General features: G+C 69.7%; 23 protein-coding genes. 11 read left to right on the top strand and 12 right to left on the bottom strand.

The annotated features are described in order from the left end of the window. The first annotated feature begins 47 nt into the window (after positions 1-47). The 6 genes from ABD793_RS08330 (at position 48) to trmB (ending at position 5,087) form a co-directional block, all read left to right on the top strand. The gene (locus ABD793_RS08330; protein ID WP_344857224.1) at positions 48-968 is read left to right on the top strand and encodes an ABC transporter ATP-binding protein; all 921 of its coding nucleotides are present in this window, start codon (positions 48-50) and stop codon (positions 966-968) included. 25 nt (positions 969-993) lie between these two features. Next, positions 994-1,743 carry an ABC transporter permease gene (locus ABD793_RS08335; protein ID WP_344857227.1) on the top strand — a complete coding sequence of 250 codons (750 nt, stop codon included), beginning with the start codon at positions 994-996 and terminating at the stop codon, positions 1,741-1,743. Between the two features lie 155 nt (positions 1,744-1,898). Then, on the top strand, positions 1,899-2,807 hold the full coding sequence (locus ABD793_RS08340) for an ABC transporter ATP-binding protein (RefSeq protein WP_344857229.1): 909 nt from the start codon (positions 1,899-1,901) through the stop codon (positions 2,805-2,807). Next, positions 2,804-3,547 (top strand): hypothetical protein, encoded by a 744-nt coding sequence (locus ABD793_RS08345; protein WP_344857231.1) that lies wholly within the window; start codon positions 2,804-2,806, stop codon positions 3,545-3,547. Before ABD793_RS08340 ends, ABD793_RS08345 begins: the two co-directional genes overlap by 4 nt. A 239-nt stretch (positions 3,548-3,786) precedes the next feature. Continuing rightward, positions 3,787-4,281: a hypothetical protein gene (locus tag ABD793_RS08350; protein WP_344858079.1), complete on the top strand. Its 495-nt coding sequence runs from the start codon at positions 3,787-3,789 to the stop codon at positions 4,279-4,281. Between the two features lie 98 nt (positions 4,282-4,379). Next, complete coding sequence (trmB, locus tag ABD793_RS08355) at positions 4,380-5,087, top strand: tRNA (guanosine(46)-N7)-methyltransferase TrmB (RefSeq protein ID WP_344857233.1); 708 nt, start codon at positions 4,380-4,382, stop codon at positions 5,085-5,087. Between the two features lie 297 nt (positions 5,088-5,384). On the opposite strand, the gene ABD793_RS08360 is transcribed toward trmB, so the two are convergent. Together ABD793_RS08360 and ABD793_RS08365 are read right to left on the bottom strand one after the other, a co-directional pair. Beyond that, a complete protein-coding gene (locus ABD793_RS08360) occupies positions 5,385-7,652 on the bottom strand; it encodes an FtsX-like permease family protein (RefSeq protein WP_344857236.1) in 2,268 nt (755 codons plus the stop codon). Next, positions 7,649-8,344 carry an ABC transporter ATP-binding protein gene (locus ABD793_RS08365; protein WP_344857238.1) on the bottom strand — a complete coding sequence of 232 codons (696 nt, stop codon included), beginning with the start codon at positions 8,342-8,344 and terminating at the stop codon, positions 7,649-7,651. The genes ABD793_RS08360 and ABD793_RS08365 overlap by 4 nt, the downstream gene beginning before the upstream one ends. A 248-nt stretch (positions 8,345-8,592) precedes the next feature. Between ABD793_RS08365 and ABD793_RS08370 the strand changes: the two genes are divergently transcribed. Genes ABD793_RS08370 through ABD793_RS08380 form a run of 3 tightly spaced genes read left to right on the top strand, consistent with a single transcriptional unit; the run spans position 8,593 to position 12,334 of the window. Further along, positions 8,593-10,320, top strand: a complete 1,728-nt coding sequence (locus ABD793_RS08370) for a sensor histidine kinase (protein ID WP_344858081.1) — start codon at positions 8,593-8,595, stop codon at positions 10,318-10,320. Next, positions 10,317-10,967 (top strand): response regulator, encoded by a 651-nt coding sequence (locus ABD793_RS08375; RefSeq protein WP_344857242.1) that lies wholly within the window; start codon positions 10,317-10,319, stop codon positions 10,965-10,967. The genes ABD793_RS08370 and ABD793_RS08375 overlap by 4 nt, the downstream gene beginning before the upstream one ends. A gap of 59 nt (positions 10,968-11,026) precedes the next feature. After that, positions 11,027-12,334 carry an amidohydrolase family protein gene (locus ABD793_RS08380; protein ID WP_344857245.1) on the top strand — a complete coding sequence of 436 codons (1,308 nt, stop codon included), beginning with the start codon at positions 11,027-11,029 and terminating at the stop codon, positions 12,332-12,334. Between the two features lie 110 nt (positions 12,335-12,444). Here the strand turns inward: ABD793_RS08380 and ABD793_RS08385 are convergent, their stop codons facing one another. The 8 genes from ABD793_RS08385 to ABD793_RS08420 form a co-directional block, all read right to left on the bottom strand. Beyond that, positions 12,445-12,828, bottom strand: coding sequence for a hypothetical protein (locus ABD793_RS08385; RefSeq protein ID WP_344857248.1), 384 nt, complete (start codon positions 12,826-12,828; stop codon positions 12,445-12,447). A gap of 135 nt (positions 12,829-12,963) precedes the next feature. Then, positions 12,964-13,398: a hypothetical protein gene (locus ABD793_RS08390; protein ID WP_344857250.1), complete on the bottom strand. Its 435-nt coding sequence runs from the start codon at positions 13,396-13,398 to the stop codon at positions 12,964-12,966. 296 nt (positions 13,399-13,694) lie between these two features. Then, on the bottom strand, positions 13,695-14,372 hold the full coding sequence (locus tag ABD793_RS08395; RefSeq protein ID WP_344857252.1) for an SDR family oxidoreductase: 678 nt from the start codon (positions 14,370-14,372) through the stop codon (positions 13,695-13,697). A 17-nt stretch (positions 14,373-14,389) separates the two neighbouring features. After that, positions 14,390-16,069 (bottom strand): arabinofuranosyltransferase AftB family protein, encoded by a 1,680-nt coding sequence (locus tag ABD793_RS08400; RefSeq protein ID WP_344857255.1) that lies wholly within the window; start codon positions 16,067-16,069, stop codon positions 14,390-14,392. 84 nt (positions 16,070-16,153) lie between these two features. Continuing rightward, positions 16,154-17,608, bottom strand: coding sequence for a DUF7850 domain-containing protein (locus ABD793_RS08405; protein ID WP_344857259.1), 1,455 nt, complete (start codon positions 17,606-17,608; stop codon positions 16,154-16,156). Between the two features lie 55 nt (positions 17,609-17,663). Further along, positions 17,664-19,757 (bottom strand): PhoX family protein, encoded by a 2,094-nt coding sequence (locus tag ABD793_RS08410; RefSeq protein WP_344857263.1) that lies wholly within the window; start codon positions 19,755-19,757, stop codon positions 17,664-17,666. A gap of 169 nt (positions 19,758-19,926) precedes the next feature. Then, positions 19,927-21,147, bottom strand: a complete 1,221-nt coding sequence (locus tag ABD793_RS08415; protein ID WP_344857265.1) for an MFS transporter — start codon at positions 21,145-21,147, stop codon at positions 19,927-19,929. Then, complete coding sequence (locus tag ABD793_RS08420) at positions 21,137-21,634, bottom strand: MarR family winged helix-turn-helix transcriptional regulator (RefSeq protein WP_344857268.1); 498 nt, start codon at positions 21,632-21,634, stop codon at positions 21,137-21,139. The genes ABD793_RS08415 and ABD793_RS08420 overlap by 11 nt, the downstream gene beginning before the upstream one ends. A gap of 65 nt (positions 21,635-21,699) precedes the next feature. Between ABD793_RS08420 and ABD793_RS08425 the strand changes: the two genes are divergently transcribed. Together ABD793_RS08425 and ABD793_RS08430 are read left to right on the top strand one after the other, a co-directional pair. Further along, a complete protein-coding gene (locus tag ABD793_RS08425; RefSeq protein WP_344857270.1) occupies positions 21,700-22,344 on the top strand; it encodes an HAD family hydrolase in 645 nt (214 codons plus the stop codon). A 109-nt stretch (positions 22,345-22,453) separates the two neighbouring features. Further along, a complete protein-coding gene (locus ABD793_RS08430; protein WP_344857272.1) occupies positions 22,454-23,311 on the top strand; it encodes an SAM-dependent methyltransferase in 858 nt (285 codons plus the stop codon). Positions 23,312-23,354: 43 nt separating this feature from the next. Here the strand turns inward: ABD793_RS08430 and ABD793_RS08435 are convergent, their stop codons facing one another. Both ABD793_RS08435 and ABD793_RS08440 read right to left on the bottom strand, forming a co-directional pair. Next, on the bottom strand, positions 23,355-24,443 hold the full coding sequence (locus tag ABD793_RS08435; protein WP_344857275.1) for an inositol-3-phosphate synthase: 1,089 nt from the start codon (positions 24,441-24,443) through the stop codon (positions 23,355-23,357). Positions 24,444-24,505: 62 nt separating this feature from the next. Then, positions 24,506-25,060: a PadR family transcriptional regulator gene (locus ABD793_RS08440; RefSeq protein ID WP_344857277.1), complete on the bottom strand. Its 555-nt coding sequence runs from the start codon at positions 25,058-25,060 to the stop codon at positions 24,506-24,508. Positions 25,061-25,292: the final 232 nt, after the last annotated feature.

Below are 25,292 nucleotides of genomic sequence, written 5' to 3' on the forward strand. Positions count from 1 at the left end.
GGTCCGTCACGATGTGACCGGTAAGCGACCGCATCGAGGGAGCAAGGATGATCGAGGCAGCAGGTCTCACCAAACGTTACGGGAACACGCTGGCGGTGAACAACCTGTCGTTCAGCGTGCCGACCGGGAAGGTCACCGGCTTCCTCGGGCCGAACGGGGCGGGCAAATCCACCACCATGCGGATGATGCTCGGGTTGGACAACCCGAGCGCCGGGGACGTCCGCATCGGCGGCAAGCACTACCACGATCTGAAGGATCCGCTGCGCACCGTCGGCGCGCTGCTCGACGCGAAGTGGGTGCACCCCAACCGCTCCGCCCGCGCGCACCTGACGTGGATGGCCCGGTCCAACCGGATCCCGAAGCAGCGGGTGGACGAGGTGCTCGATCTCGTCGGCCTCACCACCGTGGCGGGCAAACGCGCCGGGGGCTACTCACTGGGCATGTCGCAGCGGCTCGGCATTGCGGGTGCACTGCTCGGTGACCCGGAGGTGCTGCTGTTCGACGAACCGGTGAACGGCCTCGACCCGGAGGGCATCCTCTGGATCCGCCAGTTCATGCACCGGCTGGCCGACGAGGGCCGCACCGTGTTCGTGTCCAGTCACCTGCTTTCCGAAATGGCGCTGACCGCGAGCGAGCTCGTGGTGATCGGCAAGGGCCAGCTCATCGCGCAGTCCTCGACCGAGGAGTTCGTGGCCCGTGCCGCGGACAACACGGTGAAGGTGCGCTCACCGCAGCTGCCCGCACTGCACCAGCAGCTGGCACAGGCGAGCGCGCAGGTCGTCGATTCGGGCGAGGCCCTCATCGTGTCCGGAATGGACAGCGCGAAGATCGGCGAGATCGCGGCCGCGGCGAACATCGTGCTGCACGAGCTGAGTCCGCAGACCGGCTCGCTCGAACAGGCCTTCATGCAGATCACCGGCGACTCGGTGCAGTACCACACCGGTCTCGAAACGCCGGCCGCCCGCTGACCACCCACGCATCGGAAGAGAACCCATGAACTTGCTCGCGGTCGAACGCATCAAGCTGTTCACCACCCGCTCGCCGTGGTGGTGCGGTTTCATCGCCATCGCCCTCACCGCAGGCTTCGGCGCGATCCTCGCCGCCGCCTCGTCGGACGACAATCCCATCAGCATCGGCTCCACCCAGTTCGGGTACCAGTTCGGGGTAGCCGTGATCATGGTGCTGGCCGCACTCTCGGTCACCACCGAGTACCGCTTCGGCACCATCCGCACCACGTTCCAGGCCGTGCCGCACCGGACCTCGGTGCTGCTGGCCAAGGCCGGGGTGATCGCACTGGTATCACTGGTGATCGGTGAGATCGGCGCGTTCGGCGCGTGGGGCGTCTGCTACCTCATCCGCCCGCAGGACGGACTGGGGCTGAGCACTTCCGCGGACTGGATCAACGTCGCGGGGGTCGGCGTGCTGTTCGCGATCGCCGCGGTGATCGCACTGAGCGTCGGCGTGCTGGTGCGCCACAGTGCCGGCGCGATCGCGCTGCTGCTGATCTACGTGCTGGCGGTGGAGAACCTCGTGCAGGTGATCCCGAAGGTCGGTTCGAAGATCCACAACTGGATGCCGTTCACCGTCGCGGACAATTTCCTGCACGGGGCGAACTCCGCTCCGCCGGGCTCGGCAGCCTCGGACTCGGTCCTCTCGCAGGGCGAGTCACTGGCCTACTTCGCCGGCTTCGCCGTGGTGATGCTGGTGATCGCGATCGGCGTCGCGAAGAAGCGCGACGCGTAACAAGCCCGCCACAGGGAACGTTTCGCCGGCATCTGGTGGGGACCGGAAGCGGCGGAACACGGGGAAAAGGGGAACGAAAGATCCGGGTCGCCAATTCGGGGGGCGGCCCGGATTTTTCGTGCCGGTAGAGTTCGCCCGGCGAGGGAGGGGCGAACGTGCTCGAAGCGACCGGACTCACCAAGGCTTACCGCGACACCGTCGCGGTGCGGGACCTCACGTTCACCGCGCAGGCCGGACGGGTCACCGGCTTCCTCGGCCCGAACGGGGCGGGCAAGTCGACCACGATGCGGCTGCTGCTCGGGCTCGACGCGCCGACCGCGGGCACCGCGCACATCGAGGGGCGGCCCTACCGGCAGCTGACTGATCCACTCCGGACGGTCGGCGCACTGCTCGACGCAACCTGGCGGCATCCCGGCCGCAGTGCCCGTGCGCACCTGCGCTGGCTCGCCGCGACCAACGGACTGCCCGAAAGCCGGGTCGGCGAGGTGCTGCGGCTGGTCGGACTCGACCAGGTGGCGGGCAAACGGGCGGGCCAGTTCTCCCTCGGCATGCTGCAGCGGCTGGGCATCGCGACCGCGTTGCTGGGGGATCCACGGGTGCTGCTGTTCGACGAACCGGTCAACGGCCTCGATCCGGAGGGCGTGCAGTGGGTGCGTCACCTCCTGCACGGGCTCGCCGCGGAAGGCCGGACCGTGTTCGTGTCGAGCCATCTGCTGCCGGAGATGGAGCAAACCGCGCAGGACCTGGTGGTGATCGGCCGAGGACAGCTCACTTACCAGGGCACGATGGCCGAGTTCGTGGCAAGGGCGGCCTCCCGCGGGGTCCGCGTGCGCACCCCGCACCCGCAGCTGCTGCGTCGCGCACTCACCGAACGTGGCGTGGTGTTCACCGAGGATCCCGATGTGTTTTACGTGTCCGAAATGGACAGTGCACGGATCGGTGAGCTCGCGTTCACCGCGGGTGCCACCCTGTACGAGCTGAGCCCGCTCGCCGGTTCGCTGGAGCAGGCGTATCTGGAGCTGACCGGCCAGTCCGGCGAGTTCACCGGCGGAGGTGCCCGGTGAACGTGCTGCGGGCGGAACGGATCAAGCTCTTCAGCACCCGCGCGCCGTGGTGGTGCAGTGCACTCTCGGTGCTGGTGCCGATCGGGTTCACCGCACTGTTCTTCGGACTGGCCGGCACCGCGGTTCCTGCCGACGTCGGCAACACCCAGCTCGCCGCCGGCAACGGCCGGACCGTCGCGCTGGTGCTGGCGGTGCTCGCCGCGTCGTCCGACGCGAACTGGGGCACGCTGAAGCTCACCTTCCAGGCGGTGCCGACCCGGGTGCCCGCGCTGCTCGCCAAGGGCACCGTGGTGCTGCTGCTGTGCGCCCTGCTCGGGCTGCTGGCCGGGACCGGTTCGTGGGGACTGGCGCAGCTGGTCCGGCCGGAGGCCGACCTGGGTTTGCACAGCGCGGCGGACTGGCGGCTGGTGTTCGGGCAGACGGTCACCTTCGCGCTCACCGGACTGCTCGGCGTCGGCGTGGGGCTGCTGCTGCGCAGCACCGCGCTTTCGCTGGCGCTCGTGCTCGTGTGGTCCCAGCTGGTGGAGGGGCTCGTACTGCTGATTCCGAAGATCGGCGCCGACATCTACCAGTGGCTGCCGTTCTACGCCGCTTCCCAGTTCGCCGGTGGAGATTTCACCAGAAGCACCCTGAAACTGTCGGCGCCTCTCGGCCCGTGGGGATATCTCGCGTATTTCGCGGCGATCTGCATCGCGTTGTTCGCCGCCGGGGCAGGCACTGCGAACCGCCGGGACGCCTGAGGCTGCACGTGCGGATGCGCTTGTACCGCAGGCAAATGGATTAAGACCACGTTAAGCAGGTGTGGCTTCTCTCACAGCGAGCGGACATACTGTCACCACGCCCTGAATATTCAAAGGTAGAGCGCAAACCCGTCACAGCTCTCCGGAGGTGAACCTTGACGGTGGACGCTGGTCACGATCTCATCAGCGCCATTCCGGTGGCCCGCAGCGAAGCGGATCTTCAACCTCGGCTCGAACCCATGCTCGACCTCGAATGGTCGCAGGCGATCGAGCTTCCCCGATTCGCGCTGCCCGCGACGCGGCCGGGCGATCTGCGGCAGGCGTGGGTGCACCGCGCGGCCGAAGCCGAGGTGCTCACGCTGTACCTGCGCGCACGCCAGGCCGACGAGCAGCTGCCCGCACCGTGGTGGCTGCGTGCGATGGCAGGCGGGCGGCTCGAATCGCGCGAGCTCGGATTCCGCATCGAGGACCGCATCGCGCAACTGCTCACCCGCAGGCCGGGCTGGGAGTTCGTGCCGTGGGCCGCGGACGGCGAATCCGGGTACTGGGAGTTCATGCCGTCCGAACGCGGCAAATCCGGCCACAGCATCCCGACCACGGTCCTGAACACCGACCGGCACGACGGCTGGATCGACGTGCTGCCCGCGCATTCCAGCGGCACGCCTGCGCCGATCGCGGTGTCCGGGCTGTCCGGTCTGCGCGCCCGGCTCGGGGAATTCGAAGCGGTGCGCTGACCCGTACCGATCCGGCAGGGAAGCAGGCGGCAGCCGATCCGCGCGCAGCCGCGGTGTGGTCGGCTGGGCACGCCAAGCGCCCACAGTATGTTGTCCGGGTGGAAAACGAGGACCAGCCACGGCTGCGCAGCGTGGTCAGCTACGTCAACCGCGGCGGACGGATGACCGTCGGCCAGCAGCGGGCGTGGGAAGAGCACTGGCCGCAGCTGGGCCGGACGGTCGCCGAACTGCCGCCGGGACCCGTCGACTTCACGGAGTGGTTCGGCCGCGAGGCACCGGTACTGCTGGAGATCGGTTCCGGCATGGGGGAGACCACCTCGCAGCTGGCCGCCGCGGCGCCGGAACTCAACTACCTGGCCGCGGAGGTCTACGAACCCGGGCTCGGCCAGCTGATGTTGCGTGCGGAAAAGCTCGGCGTGACGAACTTGCGGCTGCTGCACGGCGACGCGGTGGTGCTGCTGACCGAACACGTCGCCCCCGGCGCGCTGTCCGGTGTGCGGCTGTTCTTCCCGGACCCGTGGCCGAAGAAGCGCCACCACAAACGGCGGATCGTGCAGCCGGAGTTCGTCGCGCTCGTGGCGTCCCGGCTCGCCCCAGGCGGCACCTTCCACCTGGCCACCGACTGGGAGCACTACGCGGAGCAGATGCTCGAGGTGTGCTCCGCGGAGCAGGCACTACGCAACCGGTACGCCGAGGAACCCGGCGGCTGGGCCCCGCGCCCGCCGTGGCGTCCGGTGACGAAGTTCGAACAGCGCGCCGACGCCGAAGGCCGCGTCTCGCACGACCTGATCTTCGAGAAGCGCTGATCTCCGGAAGGCGGAAGCCGGGAAGCAGCGCCGAGGCTCGCGAAGCGGTCTGAAAGGCACTGACCGGGAGGTACCGAGGCCCGGGAAGCGGCGTTGCGGTCCGGAAACGGCTGCAGCCTCGAGCGGCCCGAGCAGCTCCGAAGGCTCCGAAGGCTCCGAAGGCTCCGAAGGCTCCGAAGGCTCCGAAGGCTCCGAAACGGTAAAGGGCCGTTGCCGGGTTCCCATCCCCGGCAACGGCCCTTCCTCCCCCTCGCCCCTCGGTGCCCGTCCCGCCCCCGATCGCGGGGCGGGCACCGATCACTCGTCGCTCAGCGGTTCGGCCTGCACGCGCTTGAGCGCGGGGGTGCAGACCGAGGCCCCGAGCAGGGCCACCCCGACACCGAGCACCACCGGTGCGAGGACCCACGGACTGAGCGTGATGTCGCCTTCGCTGAAGAGGCTGAACAACCCGAGCCCGACCAAGATCCCGACCACCCCGGCACCGATCGTGGCCACCAGTGACGGCAGCGCGGCCTCCATGCGCAGTGCCCTGGCGAGCACCCGGACCGGCGTGCCTGCCGCGATCAGCGCGCCGAACGTGCGCCGCCGGTCCATCACCGCCCCCGCGGTGGCGACCGCCGCACTGCAGCCGGCAAGGATCCCCGCCGCGAGCAGCCCGATCACGGTCACCCGGCGCAGGTCGCCGAGCGTCTGCTGCTGGTCGTACAGGTGCTGGTCGCGGCTGCCGATCTCCGAACCGGCCGACACCGAGGCCAAGGCCGTCCGCACCATCTCACGGTCGGCGTCGGTGGTCGGCACCACGATGCTGACGTCCATCGGCTGCACACCGGCAGGCAGTGACGTCGGTTCGATCACGTACGAGGCGTAGACGTCCTGATCCAGCGTGTAACGACCGACTGGCACCGAACCGAGCGGTTTCGTGACCGCGTCGTTCCCGGCGTCGCCCTCCACCACGTACTGGGAGGTGTCGAACTCGTACGGTGCGTACAGGCCGACATCAGGCTTGCAGTCCTTTTCGCTGATGCCGAGCCGGGTCAGCCGAGCCGCGTCCGCACACGTCATCACGTACGTCCGCTGGATCCGATGCTGTCCTTCCGAAGCCTTCGAGAGGTACACGGTGGGCACCGCGACCGCCCGTTCCTGCACGCCGTCCTGGGCCAGCTTGCTGTTGGCCTGCTCGACCATCGCGCCGGCCTTCTCCGGGCTGACGTCCGCGTACAGCGCGGAGTCGACGTACTGGCGACCGCCACCGGAGAGCGACTCGAAGGACGGCAACAGGGTCAGCGCCATCGACCCGGCGAACACCGCAAGCACAATGCCCGCCGAAGCCCGGTACGCGCCCTTCGGGTCTTCACGCAGCCGCCGCCCGGCCAACAGGGTCGACGGCCGCCGCCAGATCCGCACGAAGGTGCCACCGACTGCCGAAGTGACCCACGGACCGACCACCATCGCCGAAGCCACGACGAGGAACAGGCCGAACAGCACCATCTCCCCACCGCCGCTCGAGTGCCTGCCGGTCACGATCGCGGTGAAGAAGAACAACCCCGCCGCGGGCAACGCCAGCAGCCGCCACCAGCGCAGCGGCTTCACCTGGTGCCCGCCGGTGGCGAACAGCGGCGTGCGCAGTACCCGGCGCAGGCCGAGCACCCCGGCCAGCACCACCAGCGCCGGGATGACCACCATGATCGCCACGGTCAGGCCGACCGGCAGGCTGAAGTCCGCAGCCAGCCAGGTCCCGCCTGCCCACGGGATGAACGTGGCCAGTCCGTGCAGAACCGGGCTGACCAGCAGGCCGAGCAGTGCCCCGGCCCCGGCGGACAGTCCGGTTTCCACGGCCACCATCGAGGTCACCTGTCCCGGCGTTGCGCCTGCCAGCCGGAGTGCGGCCAGCCGCTGTTCGCGCCGGGCCGCGGTCAGCCTCGCCGACGAGGCGACCAGTACCAGGCTCGGCACGAGCAACACGACGATGCCGACCCCGGCCAGCAGCGCGAGCACCCCGTCCGGTTTCGCCTGCCCGTCGGGGAAGTCGGCGACCGGCGTGCCCGCCACGCCGGTCAGCGCGTGCGCACCGCTGCCCTGCAGCTCCTGCGGACTGTGCCCGACGAGCGCGACCAGCTGCTCCGGATACCGCAACGCCTGTTCGCCAAGCGCATCGACCGGTTTGCCGAACCGGTCGCCGAGCTGGTTGCCCGGCACGGTGTTCAGCAGTTTGCCCAGTTCCGGCGACACGAGTGTCTCGCCGGGGCCCGGCAGCTTCGAAATACCGGCAGGCAGGTGCAGGTCCGAGGCGGAGCCGGTGAGCGCGACGTCGACGCGCACGATCTCCTTGCCGTCGAAGTAGTCCTTGGCCGAGTTGACCAGCATGCTCGACTTGCCCTCGTCGGAGTAGCCGTACGGCTCCTGCCACTGCGCCCGTTGCTCGCGGGCCTGCGTGGCGAACGGCAGCGCGGCCAGCAGCAGCACCAGCCCGGTCGCGACCGCGACCCCGACCATGGTGAGGATCGCCGAAGCGCGGGTCCGCCGGTCGACGCGGAGCACGCGCAGGGCGAGCTGGAAGGCGTTCATGCCGGCTGCCTCGTGGCGATCAGCCCGTCGCGGATCGCCACCGTGCGGGGCAGCGATTCGGCCAGCTCCCGGTCGTGCGTGACGACCAGCACCGCGGCGCCGGACTCCTGTGCGGCACCCAGCAGTGCGTTCATGGTCTCGCCACCGGTGCGGGTGTCCAACGCGCCGGTCGGCTCGTCGGCGAAGATCACCTTCGGCCGGTGGGTCAGCGCACGGGCGATCGCCACGCGCTGTGCCTCGCCACCGGAAAGCTCACCGGGACGGCGGCCCTCCTTGCCCGCCAGTCCGAGCCTGCCGAGCCATTCCCGGCCCGCGGCAACGGATTCCCGCCGGGTGTGCCCGGCGAGCAAGGACGGCAGCGCCACGTTCTCCTCGGCGGTCAGCTCCTGCACGAGCATCCCGGACTGGAAGACGAACCCGAACTCGGTGCGCCGCAGTTCACTGCGCTTCTTCTCCCCGAGCTGGTCGATTCGCCTGCCCTGCAAGTGGATTTCCCCACCGTCGGCGCGAAGGATGCCGGCGAGCACGTGCAGCAGCGAGGTCTTACCGGAGCCGGACGGGCCCACGATGGCCACCGCCTCACCCGGCCGGACATCGATGTCGATGCCCGCGAGCGCGTACTGCTCGCCGTAGCGCTTCACCAGTCCGCGCCCGGCGAGCACCGGTCCTGCGCTCCATTGTGGATTGCTCATCCGAGAGCTCTCTCCCTGTTCGATCTCCGACTGCGTTGGCAACAGCTTCGCCGAACCGGGCGAGCGGCCACTTCGGGCAGACGGCCGGTCCGCGTTGCCGGGGGGTCGGCCGATCGGCCGATGGGGGTGCAACCACCTGGCCAAGGTGCGCACGGACGGCGATCCTCTACCGTTTCGGTGTGTCCGAGCCACCACCGATTTCGTTTTCGACGCGCGCGACCGAGTTCGTGAACCGGGTCGGCGCGTCCATGCTGGTGCTGCTCGCCGCGCTGGCCTTCGACCTGGTCTACGTGACGAACGCAGCCCTCGACGAAATCGGCCGCCGGTTCGTGGACTTCGGGCTGTTCCCCGGCATCTTCGCGATGGCCGGGTGTGCGCTGTGGGCCCGCAAGCGGGCGGCCGTCGCAGGTATGACCGGTGCCATGGTGCTGGTGGGCTGCACGCTGTTCATCCGCTACTTCGGGGTGCCCGCGTATTCGAGCGTGCTCGCCAACCTGTCCATCACCGAGGTGGTGGCCGGGGTCGAGATGGTCTACTTCGCGGCCCGCCGGGTGCGCTTCGGTGCGGCGTTCTGCACGATCTCCACGCTGGTGGTGGCGACCTTGATCGCGGTGTTCGGCCGGGCCCCCGGCCACCGGATCTCCGCCACCCCGATCGTGCAGTCGATAGTGTTCGGCTTCGTGCTGCTCGCCGGCGCAGTGCTGACCGGGGTGATCGGACGGCCGCGGCCGACGCGCACCCCGCGTAGCGAGGAGGGGGCGCGGGTACTGCGCCGGATCAACGATCTGGCGATGGGCCAGTGGCCGCTGCTGATCATGCTCGGGTTCGCCCTGATCGTCGAGTTCAGCGTCGGCTACGACGCCGGAGCGCGGTCGTTCCCGATCCTGTTCTGCTCGATCCTCGCCGGGGTCGCGGCGATGCTCTCCCGGCGCAAACCCGCACAAGGCGCACTCGCGGTGGCCGGGCTGATCCTGCTTTCCGGGCTCGTGATGCCGTTGCTGCACTTCGGCTACCACTACCAGCCCGGCACCGCGATCCCGCCCGGCCAGGTGGTGGCCGGGCTCGGCGTGGTGGTGAACCTGGTCCGTGCGACGCCACTGCCGAAGGCGTGGTCGCGGATCGTCGCGCTGTCCGGGGCGGTCGCGGTATCGGTCCTGCTGAACTTCGACCGCCCGGGATTCCATCTGCTCACCGATCCGCAGACGATCGGTGTGCTGGTGGTGGTCGCCTCGCTGCTGCTGGGCTTCGCCATCGCGATCGGGCTGTTCCTGCGTTCCCGGGATTCCGAACGCCAGCAGGTGGTCAGGGCCGCGGTCACCGACGCGCAGACCTCCGAGCGGATGGCACTGGCCCGCGAACTGCACGACGTGGTCGCACACCACGTGACCGGGATCGTGGTGCAGGCGCAGGCCGCGCGGATGATGGGGGAGAAGAACCCGCAGCTCGCGCTCGAGGCGATGGGCCGCATCGAGGACGCCGGGGTGGAAGCGCTGGCCGCGATGCGCCGGCTGGTCCGCAGCATGCGCGGGGACGCGCCTGCCGGTTCGAGCGAGTTCAACGAGCAGGCCACCACCGACCTCGCCGCCGACCTGCGCCGCCTGGTCGAGGCGGGCAACCACGGGGTGCCGACGTCATTGCGGCTCGATCTGCCGCCGGACCTGCCGCAGGAGGTGGGCCGCTCCGCGCTGCGGCTGATCCAGGAGTCGCTGACCAACATCGGCAAGCACGCGGCGGACGCCAGCGAAGCACTGGTGCACGCCGAGGTCGTCGACGGAGAACTGCATCTGCGGGTGATGGACGACGGGCGCGAGCCGACGCACCGTCCGGCCGGCGGATCGGGCGGCTACGGTCTGGTCGGCATGCGCGAACGCGTCGCGCTGCTGCACGGCCGCCTCTCGGCCGGACGCGGGCCGGACGGCGGCTGGCGGGTCGAGGCTTGGCTGCCGCTCGAGCCGAACGGGGAGACGAACGGGTGATCCGGGTACTGATCGCAGACGACCAGGAAATGGTGCGGATGGGCTTCCGCATGATCCTGGACGCGCAGGACGACATCGAGGTGGTCGCGGACGTCGCGGACGGCGTGTCCGCGGTGACCAGCGCACGGGAGCTGCGCCCCGACGTGTGCCTGCTCGACATCCGGATGCCCGGCCTCGACGGGTTGGAGGTGACCAGGCAACTCGCCGGGCCGGAGGTCACCGATCCGCTCAAGGTCGTCGTGGTCACCACGTTCGACCTGGACGAATACGTGCACACCGCGTTGCGCAACGGGGCCAGCGGCTTCCTGCTCAAGGACGCCGGACCGGCGCTGCTGATCGAGGCCGTGCGTGCCGCGGAGCGCGGCGACGCACTCGTCTCCCCGCAGATCACCGTGCGGCTGCTGAAGCACTTCGACGGAAAAGCGGCCAAACCGGACGTCCCTGCCCCCGCGGAGCCGTTGACCGCGCGGGAGCTGGACGTGGTGCAGGCCGCCGCGCGGGGACTGACGAACACGGAGATCGGCGGCGAGCTGTACCTGTCGCTGTCCACGGTGAAGACGCATCTGGCGTCCGTGCAGTCCAAGATCGGTGCCCGCAACCGGGTGGAGATCGCGGCGTGGGCCTGGCGCAGCGGCGTGGTCGACTGAGCACCGCGGTGGCTTGCCGCTGACCTGGCGTCGAGGTCGCGCCCGTACCATCTCTCGGCATGCCCAGCCGTTTTCACGCTCCGGTCGTCCTGCCCGCCGATCCGTCCTGTTCCGTGCTGCGTTCCGGCGTCGTGGACGTCGACGACGGCGGCCGGATCACCTTCGCCGGACCGGAGACGGCCGCACCGGAGTTCACCGGCGAGGTCATCCGGCTGACCGGGATCCTGCTGCCCGGTCTGGTCAACACGCACGCGCACAGCCCGATGACGCTGCTGCGCGGGATGGGTGGCGATCTGCCGCTGTTGCGCTGGTTGCGGGAGATCATCTGGCCGACCGAGGCCAAGCTGAAGCCTGCGGACGTGCGCACCGGCATGCTGCTCGGTTCGGTCGAGATGCTCCGGCACGGCGTGACCACCAGCGCGGAGATGTACTTCGAGGGCGAGCAGCTGGTGGACGCGGTGCTGAGCACCGGTGGCCGGGTGCTCGCGGCGCCGCCGGTGATGGAGCTGCCGGGGATGGACTGGCAGAGTTCGCTGAAGAGCATCGAACGGTGGATCGACGCCGACGGTCTGCGGTTCGGCCCCGGCGAGCGGATCGAACTCGGCTACGGCCCGCATTCGGCGTACATGCTGAACCCGGACGGACTCCGGGCCACCGCCGAGTCCGCCGCGGCGCGCGGCGCGCTCGTGCAGATCCACGTCGCCGAGGCCGCGGACGAAGACCGCAAGCAGCGCGAGCAGCACGGTTCGGTGCCGAAGCTGCTCGATTCGCTCGGAGTGTTCGCCGGGCGCACACTCGCCGCGCACTCGGTCCATCTGTCCGATGAGGACATTGCGCTGTTCGCCGCGCGAGGGGTCGGCATGGCGCACTGCCCTGGTTCGAACGCGAAGCTGGCCTCGGGCATCGCGCGGATCAAGGACCTGCGGGCGGCGGGCGTCGCGATCGGGCTCGGCACCGACGGTCCCGCGTCGAACGACGACCTCGACCTGTGGGAGGAGCTGCAGCTCACCGCGATGCTGGCGCGGCTGGCCACCGCCGACTCCACCGTGCTGACCGCGGCGGACGTCTTCCTGATGGCCACCCGCGGCGGTGCGGACGCACTCGGCCGCGCCGACCTCGGCGTGCTCGAACCGGGCCGCTGGGCCGACCTGGTGCACGTGGATCTCGACGATCCGGCCTTCGCCGCGGGCCTGGACGTACCGGACGAGCACCTGCTGTCGAACCTCGTGTGGGCGGCCGGTTCCCGCCGCGTCCGCGACGTGTGGGTGGCAGGCGAGCAGGTCGTCGCGGATGCCGAACCAACCCGGGTCGACCGCGCCGCGATCCAGGCGTCCGCCACCGAAACCGCGGCGCGGCTGCGCACGTAGAGCGTGTTGCCGAGCCGGGTGGGCCGGTGCTCTCGTGGGTCAGCCGGCGTGGCCGCCTGACCCACGAGAGCCCTGGTCCCGCTACGCCCGCGCGCTAACCGGGCCGGGGATCAGCAGCGCGGATCCCCGCCGTACTTCCACTCGATCGCGTTCGCCGTGTCGAAGTTCCCGCAGACGACGAGCTGGCTCCCCTCGGCGTAAACCTTGTAGCCCTCCGCACCGCCGGTCAGGGTCTTCTCCCGACCGTCCTTGCTGAGCTTCACGTCGAAACCGGCGCCGACCGCAGCGTTGATCTGCGAACAGCCGGTGGTGATTGCTTTCGTCGCCTGGCCGGTGTGCAAAATTGCCTGGGCAGCGTAGTCGCCGCTGTTATTGCAGATCTGGAGCGGACGGTCCACGGCCGGAGCCGCGTCGGCCACCCCGGAGGTGCTCGCAATCGCCAAGGCGCCGACCACGAGACCGGCACCGAAAACCGAACGAATAAAGTGCGTCATCACAGATTCCTTGCTTGACTGGACAGTCCTGTCCCGCCGCCGCTCCACGGTATTTCCGAATACCGCTCCCTCAGCGAAGCGTTAACCGCGTGCTGCTTTTCCGCTCGGGGGATTGCGCGCCGGAACGGTCGTGGATCAGCAGCGCGGATCCCCGCCGTACCGCCAAGGGGTCAGGGACGCGTTGTCGAAGTCACCGCAGATGACGGCCTGGGTCCCCCATCCCCGGTAGACCTCTAAGCCACCGCCGTTCGCCAGCTCCTTCTTCCGACCTCCTGCACTGGTGATCCTCACCAGGAAGGTCGTCCCTTCGGGAACGTTGATCTGCGTGCAGCCGCTGAAGATCGCGCGCGTCGACTCACCCTGGGCCGGAATCGCCTGAGCCGAGTATCCGGTGCCGTTGTTGCAAACTTGGAGCGGACGGTCCACGGCCGGAGCCGCGTCGGCCACCCCGGAGGTGCCCGCAATCGCCAAGGCGCCGACCACGAGACCAGCACCGAAAACCGAACGAAGAAATGTGCGTGCCATCAGATTCCCTGCTTCTATAGACAATCCGGGCAGGCTGCCGCTCAACGGCATATCCGATTCATCGCGCTATGACTACGCCTGAGCACCAACCCTGATTCGAGGATGCTCCTGGAATCCGCACGACCTCCAGCAGATGCGCGGTTGTTGCCCGAAGACCCCTCCCGCCTTGCCCGAGCAGCCGACCGGAAGCGAAACGGACCGAGCGCGAACAGGAATTCGTGTGTCACTTCACACGTTGAAGCAACCGGGGCAGAAGCGGGGGAAACTCCGATTTGCCCGAAGAGTGAACTTGCCTCGGCGTGACGACCCGAACGAAGCTCGCCGGCACACCGCACCAGTGGTCAGCGGGGGCGGATAGTGATCTCGGTGAGCTGGGCTTCCGGGGTTGCGGTCACCGCGGTGAGTACGGCGGTCGCCACGGAATCCGGGCGGAGGTACCTGGCCGCGTCGTAGCTGCCGCCCTCGTGCGTCACCACGGCGCGCTGCATCTCGGTGTCGGTGCGGCCAGGGAAGATCGAGGTCACGCGCAGTTCGGGCTCTTCGACGCGGAGTGCGTCGGCGAACGCGCGGGCAGCGAACTTGCTCGCCGCGTACGGGGCCCAGCCCGGACGGGCGTTCAGCCCGGCGCCGGAGTTGATCACCACGACGTGCCCGCGGGCGGCGCGGAGTGCGGGCAGCAGCACCCGGGTCAGCTCCGCCACCGCCACCACGTTGACCTCGAGGCTGGTCCGCCACGCGTCCGCGGGCACCTCGGCGATCGTGCCGAGCCGTGCGGCACCCGCGGAGTGCACGAGCACGTCGAGTTCGCTGATCCGGCTCGCGGCGGCTTCGACGGCGGACGAATCGGTGAGGTCGACCCGCCACGGCTCGGCGCCGGGCAACTCCTCGGCCACCCTCGCGAGCGCGTCCTCGTCACGACCGCCGAGCAGCAGCCGGTGGGTCGGGGCGAGCTGATGGGCGATGGCCGCGCCGATGCCACGGGAGGCGCCGGTGACCAGTGCGAGCGGAAGGTCGGTCATACCGGCCACGGTAGGCCTCAGCAGCGGGCTGCCTCGCCGGGGTCACGGGGGTAGCGGATCTCCGTGCGGTGCCACGCCCCGGCGAAGTTGTCGATAAAGCGACTCCACGACATCTCGCCGCGGGTCGAGGTGAGCACGTCCTGTTCGGCCGGGCAGCGCAGGGCCGCACGGGCGGCGTCGATCTCGGCAGGCTGGAAGATCCGGATCTGGCCGTCGACAGCCAGGTCGCCGCGTCCGGCCGCGGCGATCTCCCATGCCCCGACCAGCCACTTCGAGTGCCCCGGCCGTCCGCCGGGGATGGACGCGGAGTGCGCGGCGAGGTCGCTGGCCAGCCCGTAGCCGTCGTGTACGCGGACGTCCACCGACACCATGTTGCTGATCGCACCCATGCTGTCCGCGGCCAACGTCACGTACGGCAGGTCGGTGGGGAAGCGGAACCACTGCTTCACGTCGCCGTAGCTGTAGACCAGCACCGCCGGGTCGCGCGTGCCCGCCACCGCGTCCACCGCCCGGTGGATGACGTCCTGGCCGAGGAAGTCCGTGGCCAGCACCGGATTGGCCTTCCCGGTCGCCCACGACCAGTACGACCGCTCATCGGTGACGCTCACCGCGAGGTGGTCGTTTTCGTACGGCACGCGCAGCCAGCCCCCGGCGGCCACCGCCCACACCCAGACGGCCACCACGAGCGCAACGGTCCGCCGGGTCAGCGGGACCGCCATCACCGGGAGCAGCACCACGAACAGCGCAGGCAGCAGCATCCGGCCGTGCATGAAGTCCCCGCCGACCCGCACCACGTACGCGGTGAGCAGCACCGCGGCGACCACCGGCGCGAGCGTCAGGATCCGCGAGCGGCGGACCAGCGCCGCCACGACGATCAGCAGCAGCAACGGCAGCCACAGCAGGTACGGGGTGACCAGGTCGGCGAGGTAGGCGAACCCCCTCGGCCAGTCGGCGTCGCCCGCCTCCTTGGCCAGCGCGGTGTTCGGCACGAGCAGGCCGTAGTAGCCCATCCGGAACACCTGGTACCCGACCGGCAGCGCCACTGCAGCGGCCAGCCAGCCGAGCGCGGTACGCAGCTTCGGCCGGCGCAGCAGGAGCAACGCGACGAACCCGACGACACTGAACAACGCCAGGTCGGGACGAACCAGCGGACCGAGTCCGAGCACGAGCGCGGTGACCACCGGCGCCTTGCCCCGCACCAGCAGCCACCAGCTCCCGCCGAGCCACAGCAGCGCCAGCCCGGTTTCCAGCCCTGACGTCGCGAAATCCCGGAACGGCGGCAGCACGCACACCACCAGCGCACCCGCCGGGGCGACCGCTGCGCCGTACAGCCGTCGCGCGCCGTCGAGCCCGAAGAACAGGCCACCGACCGCGCACAGCAGGCCCACGACCACCGCCACCCATTCCAGCGGCGGACCGGGGATGGCGCCGAATCCCGCGAGCAACCACGTCCACAAAGGACTGGTGCTCGCCTCGACCCGTTCCCCGACGTTGAACACCGGACCGTGCCCGGCCAGGATCTCCCGTACGGTGCGGAGCACGAGCAGCCCGTCGTCGCTCATCCAGCGCCGCTGCCAGCCGAGTACCGCGTAGAGCACCAGCGTGGCCGCGGTGGCGACCCAGGTCCAGGCCACCGGACGGCGGTACCAAGGGGACGGCTGCACGACAGGATCGCCGACGGTCGCTGCCGCGGTCATGGGTACTCCGGCCCTCCCCGAGGTGTGGTCTGCACCCCCAGTCTCGCATCCCGGAGCAGGTGACGCTCAGTGGTCAGGAAACCGTCACTCGGGCCCCGACGGAGCCACGGACGAAGCGGACGGTGACGACGGCGCGGGCGCGGACGAAGACGGTGGTGGCGGCGGAGGCGCGGACGACGACGTTGGTGGCGCAGGCGCGGGCGGCGCTGGTGCGGCGAGACCGAGATCCAGGTCCGTCCGCTCGCGGGTGGTGCCACCCAGGGTGAACGGCGCCGTGCACCCGGTCCCGGGATCGACGTCGGAGTCGAGGGCCGGGTCGCCGGCGGCGCGGCTGGTCGCGGTGAGCCCGTCCGGCAGCCCGTGCAGATCGAAGCAGACCTGGTAGGTGCCGTCCTTGCGCTTGTCGAACAGGTAGCTGCCGTCGGTTCCGGTGCGGACGGTGGCGACCGTGCCGCCTGCCCCGTCCTTGAGCGTGACCGGCAGATCGGCGTATCCGGGCTCACCGTCGTCCTGCAGGCCGTTGCGGTTGGCGTCGCGCCACACGCGGTCGCCGATCCTGCCGACCGCGGGCGGCGGCGTGACGGTGATCGTCGCGGTCGCCTTCTGGTCACCGAGCTGCCCGGCAGGCGAACTCGCCCCGGTGACGGTCGCGGTGTTCACGTGCCCGTCGTCGTCCTCGGTCAGGTTCGGGTGGTCGCAGGTCAGCGCGCGCGTCGCGCCCGCGGCGAGGTCGAACGCGGCGGGCAGGCCGGTGCACCACGGATCCTTCACCACCAGGCCGGTGAGTGGCTCCGAACCGGTGTTGGCGACGGTGATCCGGTAGTGCGCGGTCTGGCCGGCGGGGATCGGTGCGGAAGCACCCCATTCACCGCTGGCCGGGTTCTGCACTTCCTTCTTGACGGTGTAGGCCGCGAGATCGGCGCGCACGCAGTCCCACATGACCCAGTTGTGGTTGGTGGTGGCGAAGAACGTGGCCGCCGAGGTCTGCTCCGGCGCGGTGACCGGCGGGACGTCCTGGCGCACGAGCTTGCCGTCCGAGGCGACGTCGTGCGTCACGTCGAGCGGTTTCTCCAGCAGCGTCCGGCCCGCATTGTCGGCGAAGCGCAGCCCCACGCTGGTGGCGGCGCGCGCACCCAGCCCGGAGGAGGCGGTGCCGGTCCAGACGGACAGCGTGTAGATCCCGCCCGGCACCGGCTTCAGTGACTGGCTCGCCCAGCTGGCCCGGCCGTCCGGCGTCTGGATCTGCGCGTTGACCCCGCCGTCGACTGCGTGCGCGCTGCCGGTGGTGAGCTTCGGCAGCCGGTCCGGCGGGGTGCTGCGCGGGACCGGAGCGGCCGGGGTGAACAGGTAGTCCCGCGGCATACCGCCGGGCGAGACCTCGTCCTCGACACTCGGATTCGGTGCGATACCACCGCATTCCGGGGCTCCCGCGGCAGGCGCAGAACCCGGGAGGACGACGACGAGCGCGCCGGCCAGCACCGCTGTGCAGGCCACCGCGCCCGTCGACCGTCCGATCGCGACTCTCGTTACCCGCCTCACCCGGCGAAGCTATTACCCCGCACCGTGCGCGCGCAGCGGGAGCCACTCCAAAGAGTTACCGCTGTCCGATCTTGCCGACCAGCCCGAAACGGCCCTTCTTCCACACCGACACGATGGCGGGCCGCGGCTGGGTGCTGCCGCCGTCGGGCCAGTGCGACGTCGGGTTCGCCGAGCTGTCGGCGTTCTCGCCGGGGTGCTGCACCGCGACGAGCACCAGGTGGTCGGTCACCACCGGCCCGCAGGTCTCGGCTCCCACCGGTACGGAGAGGAACTGCTTCACCTGCCCGCGCTCGGGACCGGTCACCGGCACCGAGAACAGGCCGTCGTTCGCGCCGAGAGTGTTGCCGTCGGTGGAGATCCACAGATTGCCGTGCGGGTCGAAGGCGACGTTGTCCGGACAGGAGATCGGGCTCACCTGGTCCTTCGGGAAGCCGCCGAAGTAGGTGTCCGCGGTGGCCGGGTCGCCGCAGACCAGCAGCAGCCGCCAGGAAAACCGGGTCGCCGCCGCGTCGCCGCGCTGCTCCTGCCACTCCAGCACGTGGCCGTTCTTGTTGCCGGCCCGCGGGTTCGGCTCGTCCACCCCCGCCTTGCCCGCGGCGCCACGGTCGGTGTTGTTGGTCAGTGCCGCGTAGATCCGCCCGTTCACCGGATTCGGCTCGATGTCCTCCGGACGGTCCATTTTGGTCGCTCCGGCCCGGTCGGCGGCCTGCCGGGTGAAGACGTAGACCTCTTCCGCGGTAAATCCGTCCACAAAGGACTTGTTGCCGCTCGCCAGCGGAATCCATTCGCCGGCACCGTCGAACTCACCGTCGGCAGGCAGTGTGCCGGAACCGTCGATCTCCCCGGGGCTGTCGCCGGTGAACTTGGCGACGTAGAGCGTGCCGTCGTCGAGCAACGCGGAGTTGTGCCGCCGGGCGAGCGCGGAGCTGCCCTTCTTGTACCTGCCGTTGGAGACGAACTTGTAGATGTACTCGAACCGCTCGTCGTCGCCGGAGTACACCGCGAGCCGCCCGTCGGCGGTGATCTTCACGTTCGCCGCTTCGTGCTTGAACCGGCCGAGTGCGGTGTGCTTGATCGGCGTGGAGTGCGGGTCGTTCGGGTCGATCTCCACGACCCAGCCGAACCGGTTCGGCTCGTTGGGCTCCCGCGGCACGTCCCAGCGCCGGTCGAAGCGCTCCCACTTGCGCGTGCTCTCCCCGGTGCCGATCAGGTAGCGCTCGAGCCGCGCGGCCTGCTTCGGGTCGGTGACCTGGTCCGCGTTGGCGAAGTACTGGTGGAAGTTCTCCTCGCCGGAGAGCACCGTGCCCCACGGCGTGACGCCGCCGGAGCAGTTGTTCTGCGTGCCGCGCACCCGCTTGCCCGACGGATCGGCGGACGTCTTGAGGTACTTCGAACCGGCCGCCGGACCACGCACCTCGAAGATCGTGTCGAGGGTGATCCGTCGGTTGAGCGGGCTCGGCACGGTACGCAGCGCACCGCCGATCGGATCGCGCAGCGTCTGCACCACCGACAACCCGTGCGCGGCCCAGGCGATCTTCGCCTGTTCCGCGGTGGGGTTGTCCGGGTCGTACTGGTCGGCGGGGAACAGGTGCACCTCGGTGGTGTACTCGTGGTTGACCACGAGCAGGTTGCGCAGCCCCAGCGGGTCCTGCGGGATCAGGCCGACGAAATCGTTGTTGTAACCGAACTGCTTCGCCTGTGCCGCCGCGGTCTGTGCGCGGAAGTCGAACTTCGGCGCACCTGCCACCACCGGGTCACCCCAGCGGATCACCACGTGCTGGTCGTAACCGTCGGGGATGCTCACCCGGTCGAGCTGGTTCGGCGGCACCGGCTCGAAGTCGGTGCCGGGCACCGGACGGGAGCCCTTCGCCGGAGCCGGGGCCGCGGACGCAGGCGTGCCGACCGGCGTGGCGGCAGCGGTACCGGACATCGCGGCGAAGCCACCGGCCGCGGCGGCCATCACGGCGCCTGCCTTGAACACCCCACGGCGCGAGACACCCTTCGCGATGTCGCCGAAGTACTCGTTGGCGGTCGGATTCGGCGCCTCGTGCGCGCACGCGTTGCCGCACCGGTATTCGCAGGTGATCGGGGAACGGCCGCCGGGGTGGACGGCGAGCAAGGGCAGCAGTCGCACGGGCTCCTCAGACACTGGGCCTCCAGGTCACTTCAGTAGGGGAACGAAGCGACCGTATGTGGGAAAACCCGAGTAAATCGGACCACAAGGTGAACAACCGGTGTATTTGCCGCAATCAGGACCTAATCCGCGATCACCCCTGAACGGACAGTCCAGGGGTGATCGCCGAGTGTCGCGAGACGGCTCAGAATTCCTCGTCGCCGACCAGCGCGGCCTCCTTGGGCAGCACGTGCGGATCCGCCTTCTTTTCCCGCAGTGACAGCAGCACGGCGGCGATCAGGCACAGCACCGCGGCGACCACGAACGGTCCCTGCTGCCAGCCGAGCCAGTCCGCGACGTGGCCGACCAGCGTGGCCGCGACCGCACCGCCGAGCCAGCGGCAGAAGTTGTACCCCGCGCTGGCGACCGGACGCGGAGCGTCGCTGATGGACATCGCGGTTCCGGTGAACAACGTGTTCAGCAGCCCGGAAACCAGGCCGGACAGGATGATCCCGACGACCACCACCGGTTTGCTGGGAATGGCCAGCACCAGCATCAGCACGGTGTAGCCGGCGACCGCCAGCGCAGCCGCGTGCCGTTCGCCGAAGCGGCCGGCCAGCTTCGGTGCCAGCGCCACCCCGGCCACCGCAACGCACAGGCCCCAGCCGCAGAAGATCAGGCCGACCGCGATCGCGTTCCAGCCGAGCACGAACGGCGACCAGGCCAGCACCGCGAAGAACGCCGCGGTGTAGAGCGCCGAGGCGACCGAGGTGCGCAGCAGTCCGGGGTGCTTCAGCGCACGGATCGGGTCGAGCAGTTTGATCGGATCCCGCTTCTGGTGCGAATCGCTGCTCAGGAACACCGCGCACAACACCAGCGCACCGGCCATCAGCACCGCGGTGCCGAGGAACGGCCCGCGCCACGAGATCGAGCCGAGCAGCGCACCGAGCAGCGGCCCCACCGCCAGCCCGACCCCGAGCGCGGCTTCGTAGAGCAGGATCGCGCCGCTCTGCCCGCCGGTGGCCGCACCGACGATCACCGACAACGCGGTGGCGATGAAGAACGCGTTGCCGAGACCCCACACCGCACGCAGGCCGACGAGCTGTTCGATCGAACCGGCCGCGGCGCACAGTGCGGTCGCGGCGACGATCAGCGTGAGGCCGACGAGCACGGTCCGCTTGGCACCGAAACGCGCGGACATCGCACCGGTGAACAGCATTGCGATCACCTGCACCCCGAGGTACGAGGTGAACAGCAGGGTGACCTGTGACGGCGTGGCGTCGAGGCCCTTCGCGATGGACAGCAGGATCGGATCGACGAGCCCGATGCCCATGAACGCGATGACCGCGGCGAACGCGGTGATCCACACCTGTTTGGGCTGGCCCTTGACCGCGTCCAGCAGGCTCGAGTGGTGCTCAGCGCTCATCGCGGATCAGTTCCTCCTTCGGGTTTTCCTGGTTGGGCAAGTGGTGCACCGGGTCGTCCCGGTGGAAATCGGCGATCAGCTTGGTGAGTGCGGGCAGCGCGGCGTCGATCGCGCAGCGTTCGTCCTCGTCCAGCCGCAGCAGCCGCTCCCGCAGCTCTGCCTCCCGTCCCGCGATCAGCTCCGCGTAGAACCGTTCGCCTTCCGGGGTGGCCGCCACGAGCACGGCACGGCGGTCGTCCGGATCCGGACGACGGGTCACCATGCCGAGCCGTTCGAGCCTGCCGACGACGTCGGTCATCGACGGCATGCGCACGCCCTCGATCCGGGCGAGCCTGCTCATCCGGCTCGGCCCGCGGCCGACCAGTTCGGCCAGCACCGAGCCCTGGGTGAGGGTGAGCAGCTGGGCCGTCTCCCTGCGCACGAGGTAATACAGCCGGAAGACCACCGGCCGCAGCCGGCCGGCCAGATCGACGATCGGGGAAGTCACTTAGCCAGCCTAACAAATTTAGTTAGGGTAGCGAAGTAATTGCCCTCACAGGTTAGGCTGCCGGCATGGATGCGGTGATCTTCGACCTCGACGGCGTGCTGGTGGATTCCGAGCAGACCTGGGACGAGGTGCGCCGCTCGGTGGTCGCCGCGCACGGTGGAACCTGGCGACCGGAGGCGACCAGGGCACAGCAGGGGATGAGCACCCCGGAATGGGCGCGCTACCTGGTGGACACCCTTGGCGCACAACTGAGTACGGACGAGATCGCGAACACCGTGATCGACGAGATGGCGCACCGCTACGCCGAGGGGCCGCCGGTGATCGACGGCGCGGCGGACGTGGTGCGCGAGATCGCCCGGCAGTGGCCGGTCGCGATCGCGAGTTCGTCGCCGCCGGTGCTGATCCACGCCTTCCTCACCGCGTGCGACCTCACGTCACTGGTCCCGGTCGCGGTGTCGAGCGAGGAGGTCGCGGCGGGCAAGCCCGCCCCGGACGTCTACCTGCGCGCGGCCGCACTGCTGGAGATCGCACCGCAGCGGTGCGCGGCAGTGGAGGACACCACCAACGGCCTGCGTGCGGCGCTGGCGGCGGGGATGACGGTGTACGGCGTGCCGAATCCGCACTTCCCACCCGACCCCGACGTGCTCGGGCAAGCCACCGTGCTGTCCGCCATCACCGAACTGCCGTCGGCGGTCCGCACAGCTCGGTGATGCAGCTCACAGACGGCAAATACCGGCATAACGTTCACTCCGCGCATCCGGCTGATCGCGCAATGCCATCCTGAACCCGGCTTTCCGGATACGGCGAGAGGGATGGACGTTGGCAGCGACGGACCGGCAGTGGGACATCGTCAGCAGTATCGGGCTCACCGCACTCGGCGTCGCGGCGGCACGGGCGGTCGAAACGAACTCCCCGGAGCCGCTGATCGACGATCCGTTCGCGGCGGAGTTCGTGCGCGCCGCGGCGCCGCCGCGGCCGCTGCCGACCGAACCGGTCGAGGACGAGCTCTGGACCGCGATGACCGGTTACATGGCGTTGCGCTCGCAGTTTTTCGACGCGGTGGTCACCGGTTCGGACACCCCGCAGGTGGTCATCCTCGCCGCCGGGCTCGACGCGCGGGCCTACCGGCTCGACCTGACCGGCCGCGACGTCTACGAGGTGGACCAGCCGCGGGTGCTCGAGTTCAAGCAGCAGGTGCTCGACCGCCTCCGCGCCGAGCCCCGCTGCCGCCGGCACCCGGTGGCCGCCGATCTGCGCGAGGACTGGCCGGCCGCACTGGAACTGGCCGGGTTCGACCGGACCCGGCCCACCACCTGGCTCGCCGAAGGGCTGCTGCCCTATCTGCCTGCGCACGCGGAGGAGCAGCTGTTCGACCTGGTGCACGCCCGCTCCGCGCCGGGCAGCCGGATCGGCGTGGAGCAGTTCGCGACGAGCCACCTGGAGAGCGTCACGAACAGCATGCAGGCACTCGACGCCGGCGAGCGGCTCGGCGTGAACATCTCGCAGCTGTTCTCCGGCGATCCCCGCCGGGACCCGATCACCTGGCTGGCCGAACAGGGCTGGCAGGTCGAGGTCGACCATCCGGACGAGCTCGCCGACCGGTTCGGCAGGCAGCTGCCGGACCTGCTCGTCGACACGATGGCCAAGGCCGAACTGGTCCGCGCCGACCTGCCCTGAACCCGGAAAGAGGGGCCGCTGCCTGCAGCGGCCCCTCTTTCGCTCAGCGCTCGCGCGCGCCTTCGATGAATTCGTCGACCGCGTCGCGGGCGGTCGAGTCGTCGTACTGCTCCGGCGGCGACTTCATGAAGTAGGACGACGCGGACAGGATCGGCCCGCCGATCCCGCGGTCCTTGGCGATCTTCGCGGCGCGCACCGCGTCGATGATGATGCCCGCCGAGTTCGGCGAGTCCCACACCTCGAGCTTGTACTCCAGGTTCAGCGGCACGTCGCCGAACGCACGGCCCTCGAGCCGCACGTAGGCCCATTTGCGGTCGTCGAGCCACTGCACGTAGTCCGACGGTCCGATGTGGACGTTGCCCTTGCCGAGCTCGCGGTCGACCTGCGAGGTGACCGACTGGGTTTTCGAGATCTTCTTCGACTCCAGCCGCTCGAGCTCCTTCATGTTCAGGAAGTCCATGTTCCCGCCCACGTTGAGCTGCATCGTGCGGTCGAGCTGCACGCCGCGGTCCTCGAACAGCTTCGCCAGCACGCGGTGCGTGATGGTGGCGCCGACCTGGGACTTGATGTCGTCGCCGACGATCGGCACGCCGGCGTCGGTGAACTTCTTCGCCCACTCCGGATCGGAGGCGATGAACACCGGGAGCGCGTTGACGAACGCCACCCCCGCGTCGATCGCGGCCTGCGCGTAGAACTTGTCCGCCACCTCGGACCCCACCGGCAGGTAGGAGACCAGCACGTCGACCTGCGCCTCGCGCAGCGCCGCGACGATGTCGACCGGCTGCTCGTCGGACTCCTCGATGGTCTCGCGGTAGAACCGGCCGAGCCCGTCGTGGGTGTGCCCGCGCTGCACGGTGACCCCGAGCGGCGGCACATCGGCGATCTTGATCGTGTTGTTCTCGCTGGCGAAGATCGCCTCCGAGAGATCACGGCCGACCTTCTTCGCGTCCACGTCGAACGCCGCGACGAACTCCACGTCACCGACGTGGTACTCGCCGAACTGGACGTGCATCAAACCGGGGACGCGTGTGCCGGGATCCGCATCGCCGTAGTACTGGACACCCTGGACCAGCGACGAGGCGCAGTTGCCGACGCCCACGATGGCCACCCGAACGCGGCGCTTGGAGCCCATGCCGGTTTCTCCTTCAATCCGTTCCTTACATCTGCAGGTCTGCCGCCACGCTGCGGCACCGCTCAGCGCCCCGGTTGGTCCGGGCCGCGCTGCTCGGCTTGTTCGTGCGCGATCAGCTCGTTGAGCCAGCGCACCTCCCGCTCGCTGGTCTCCAGCCCCAGCCGGTGCAGCTCGCGGGTATAGCGGTCGATCCTCTCCTCGGTCCTTGCCAGCGCGTCGCGCAAACCCTCGCGACGCTCCTCCACACGACGGCGCCTTCCCTCCAGGATTCGCATCCTGACGTCGGCCGGTGTCCGCGAGAAGAAGGCGAGGTGGACGCCGAACCCCTCGTCGTCCCACGTCGTCGGACCCGCGTCGCCGAGCAGTTCCGCGAAGCGCTCCTTGCCCTCGGCGGTGAGCTTGTAGACGCGGCGGCCGCGCCGGGACCACGCCCGGTCGTCCGCCTCGTCCAGCTCCTCGACGAGGTAACCGGCCCGCAGCAGCCGACGCAGGGTCGGGTACAGCGAGCCGTACGAGAACGTCCGGAACATGCCGAGCGTCTCGTGCAAACGCTTGCGCAACACGTAGCCATGCATCGGCGTCTCGTGCAGCAATCCGAGGATCGCGAGTTCGAGCACACCGCACCCCACCATCGGGAATAGACCACGGCCGGCTCCGTTGACCATCCGGAACCGGCTCTGCCAACCTACTCGGCCACTATATCGCGCCGATACATCGAAGTGGCGGAAATAACCTTCACCGGTGACCGGAACCGGACGAAAGTCACCAGAGAGTTATCGAATCCTCGGCGTGTCCGGGCAGTTGCGTGTGGTACCGGTCGGCCGGGGGCGCCACCTGCACAGCAAGAGC

It is taken from the genome of Amycolatopsis ultiminotia (genome assembly GCF_039536925.1).
Classification (GTDB): Bacteria; Actinomycetota; Actinomycetes; order Mycobacteriales; family Pseudonocardiaceae; genus Amycolatopsis; species Amycolatopsis ultiminotia.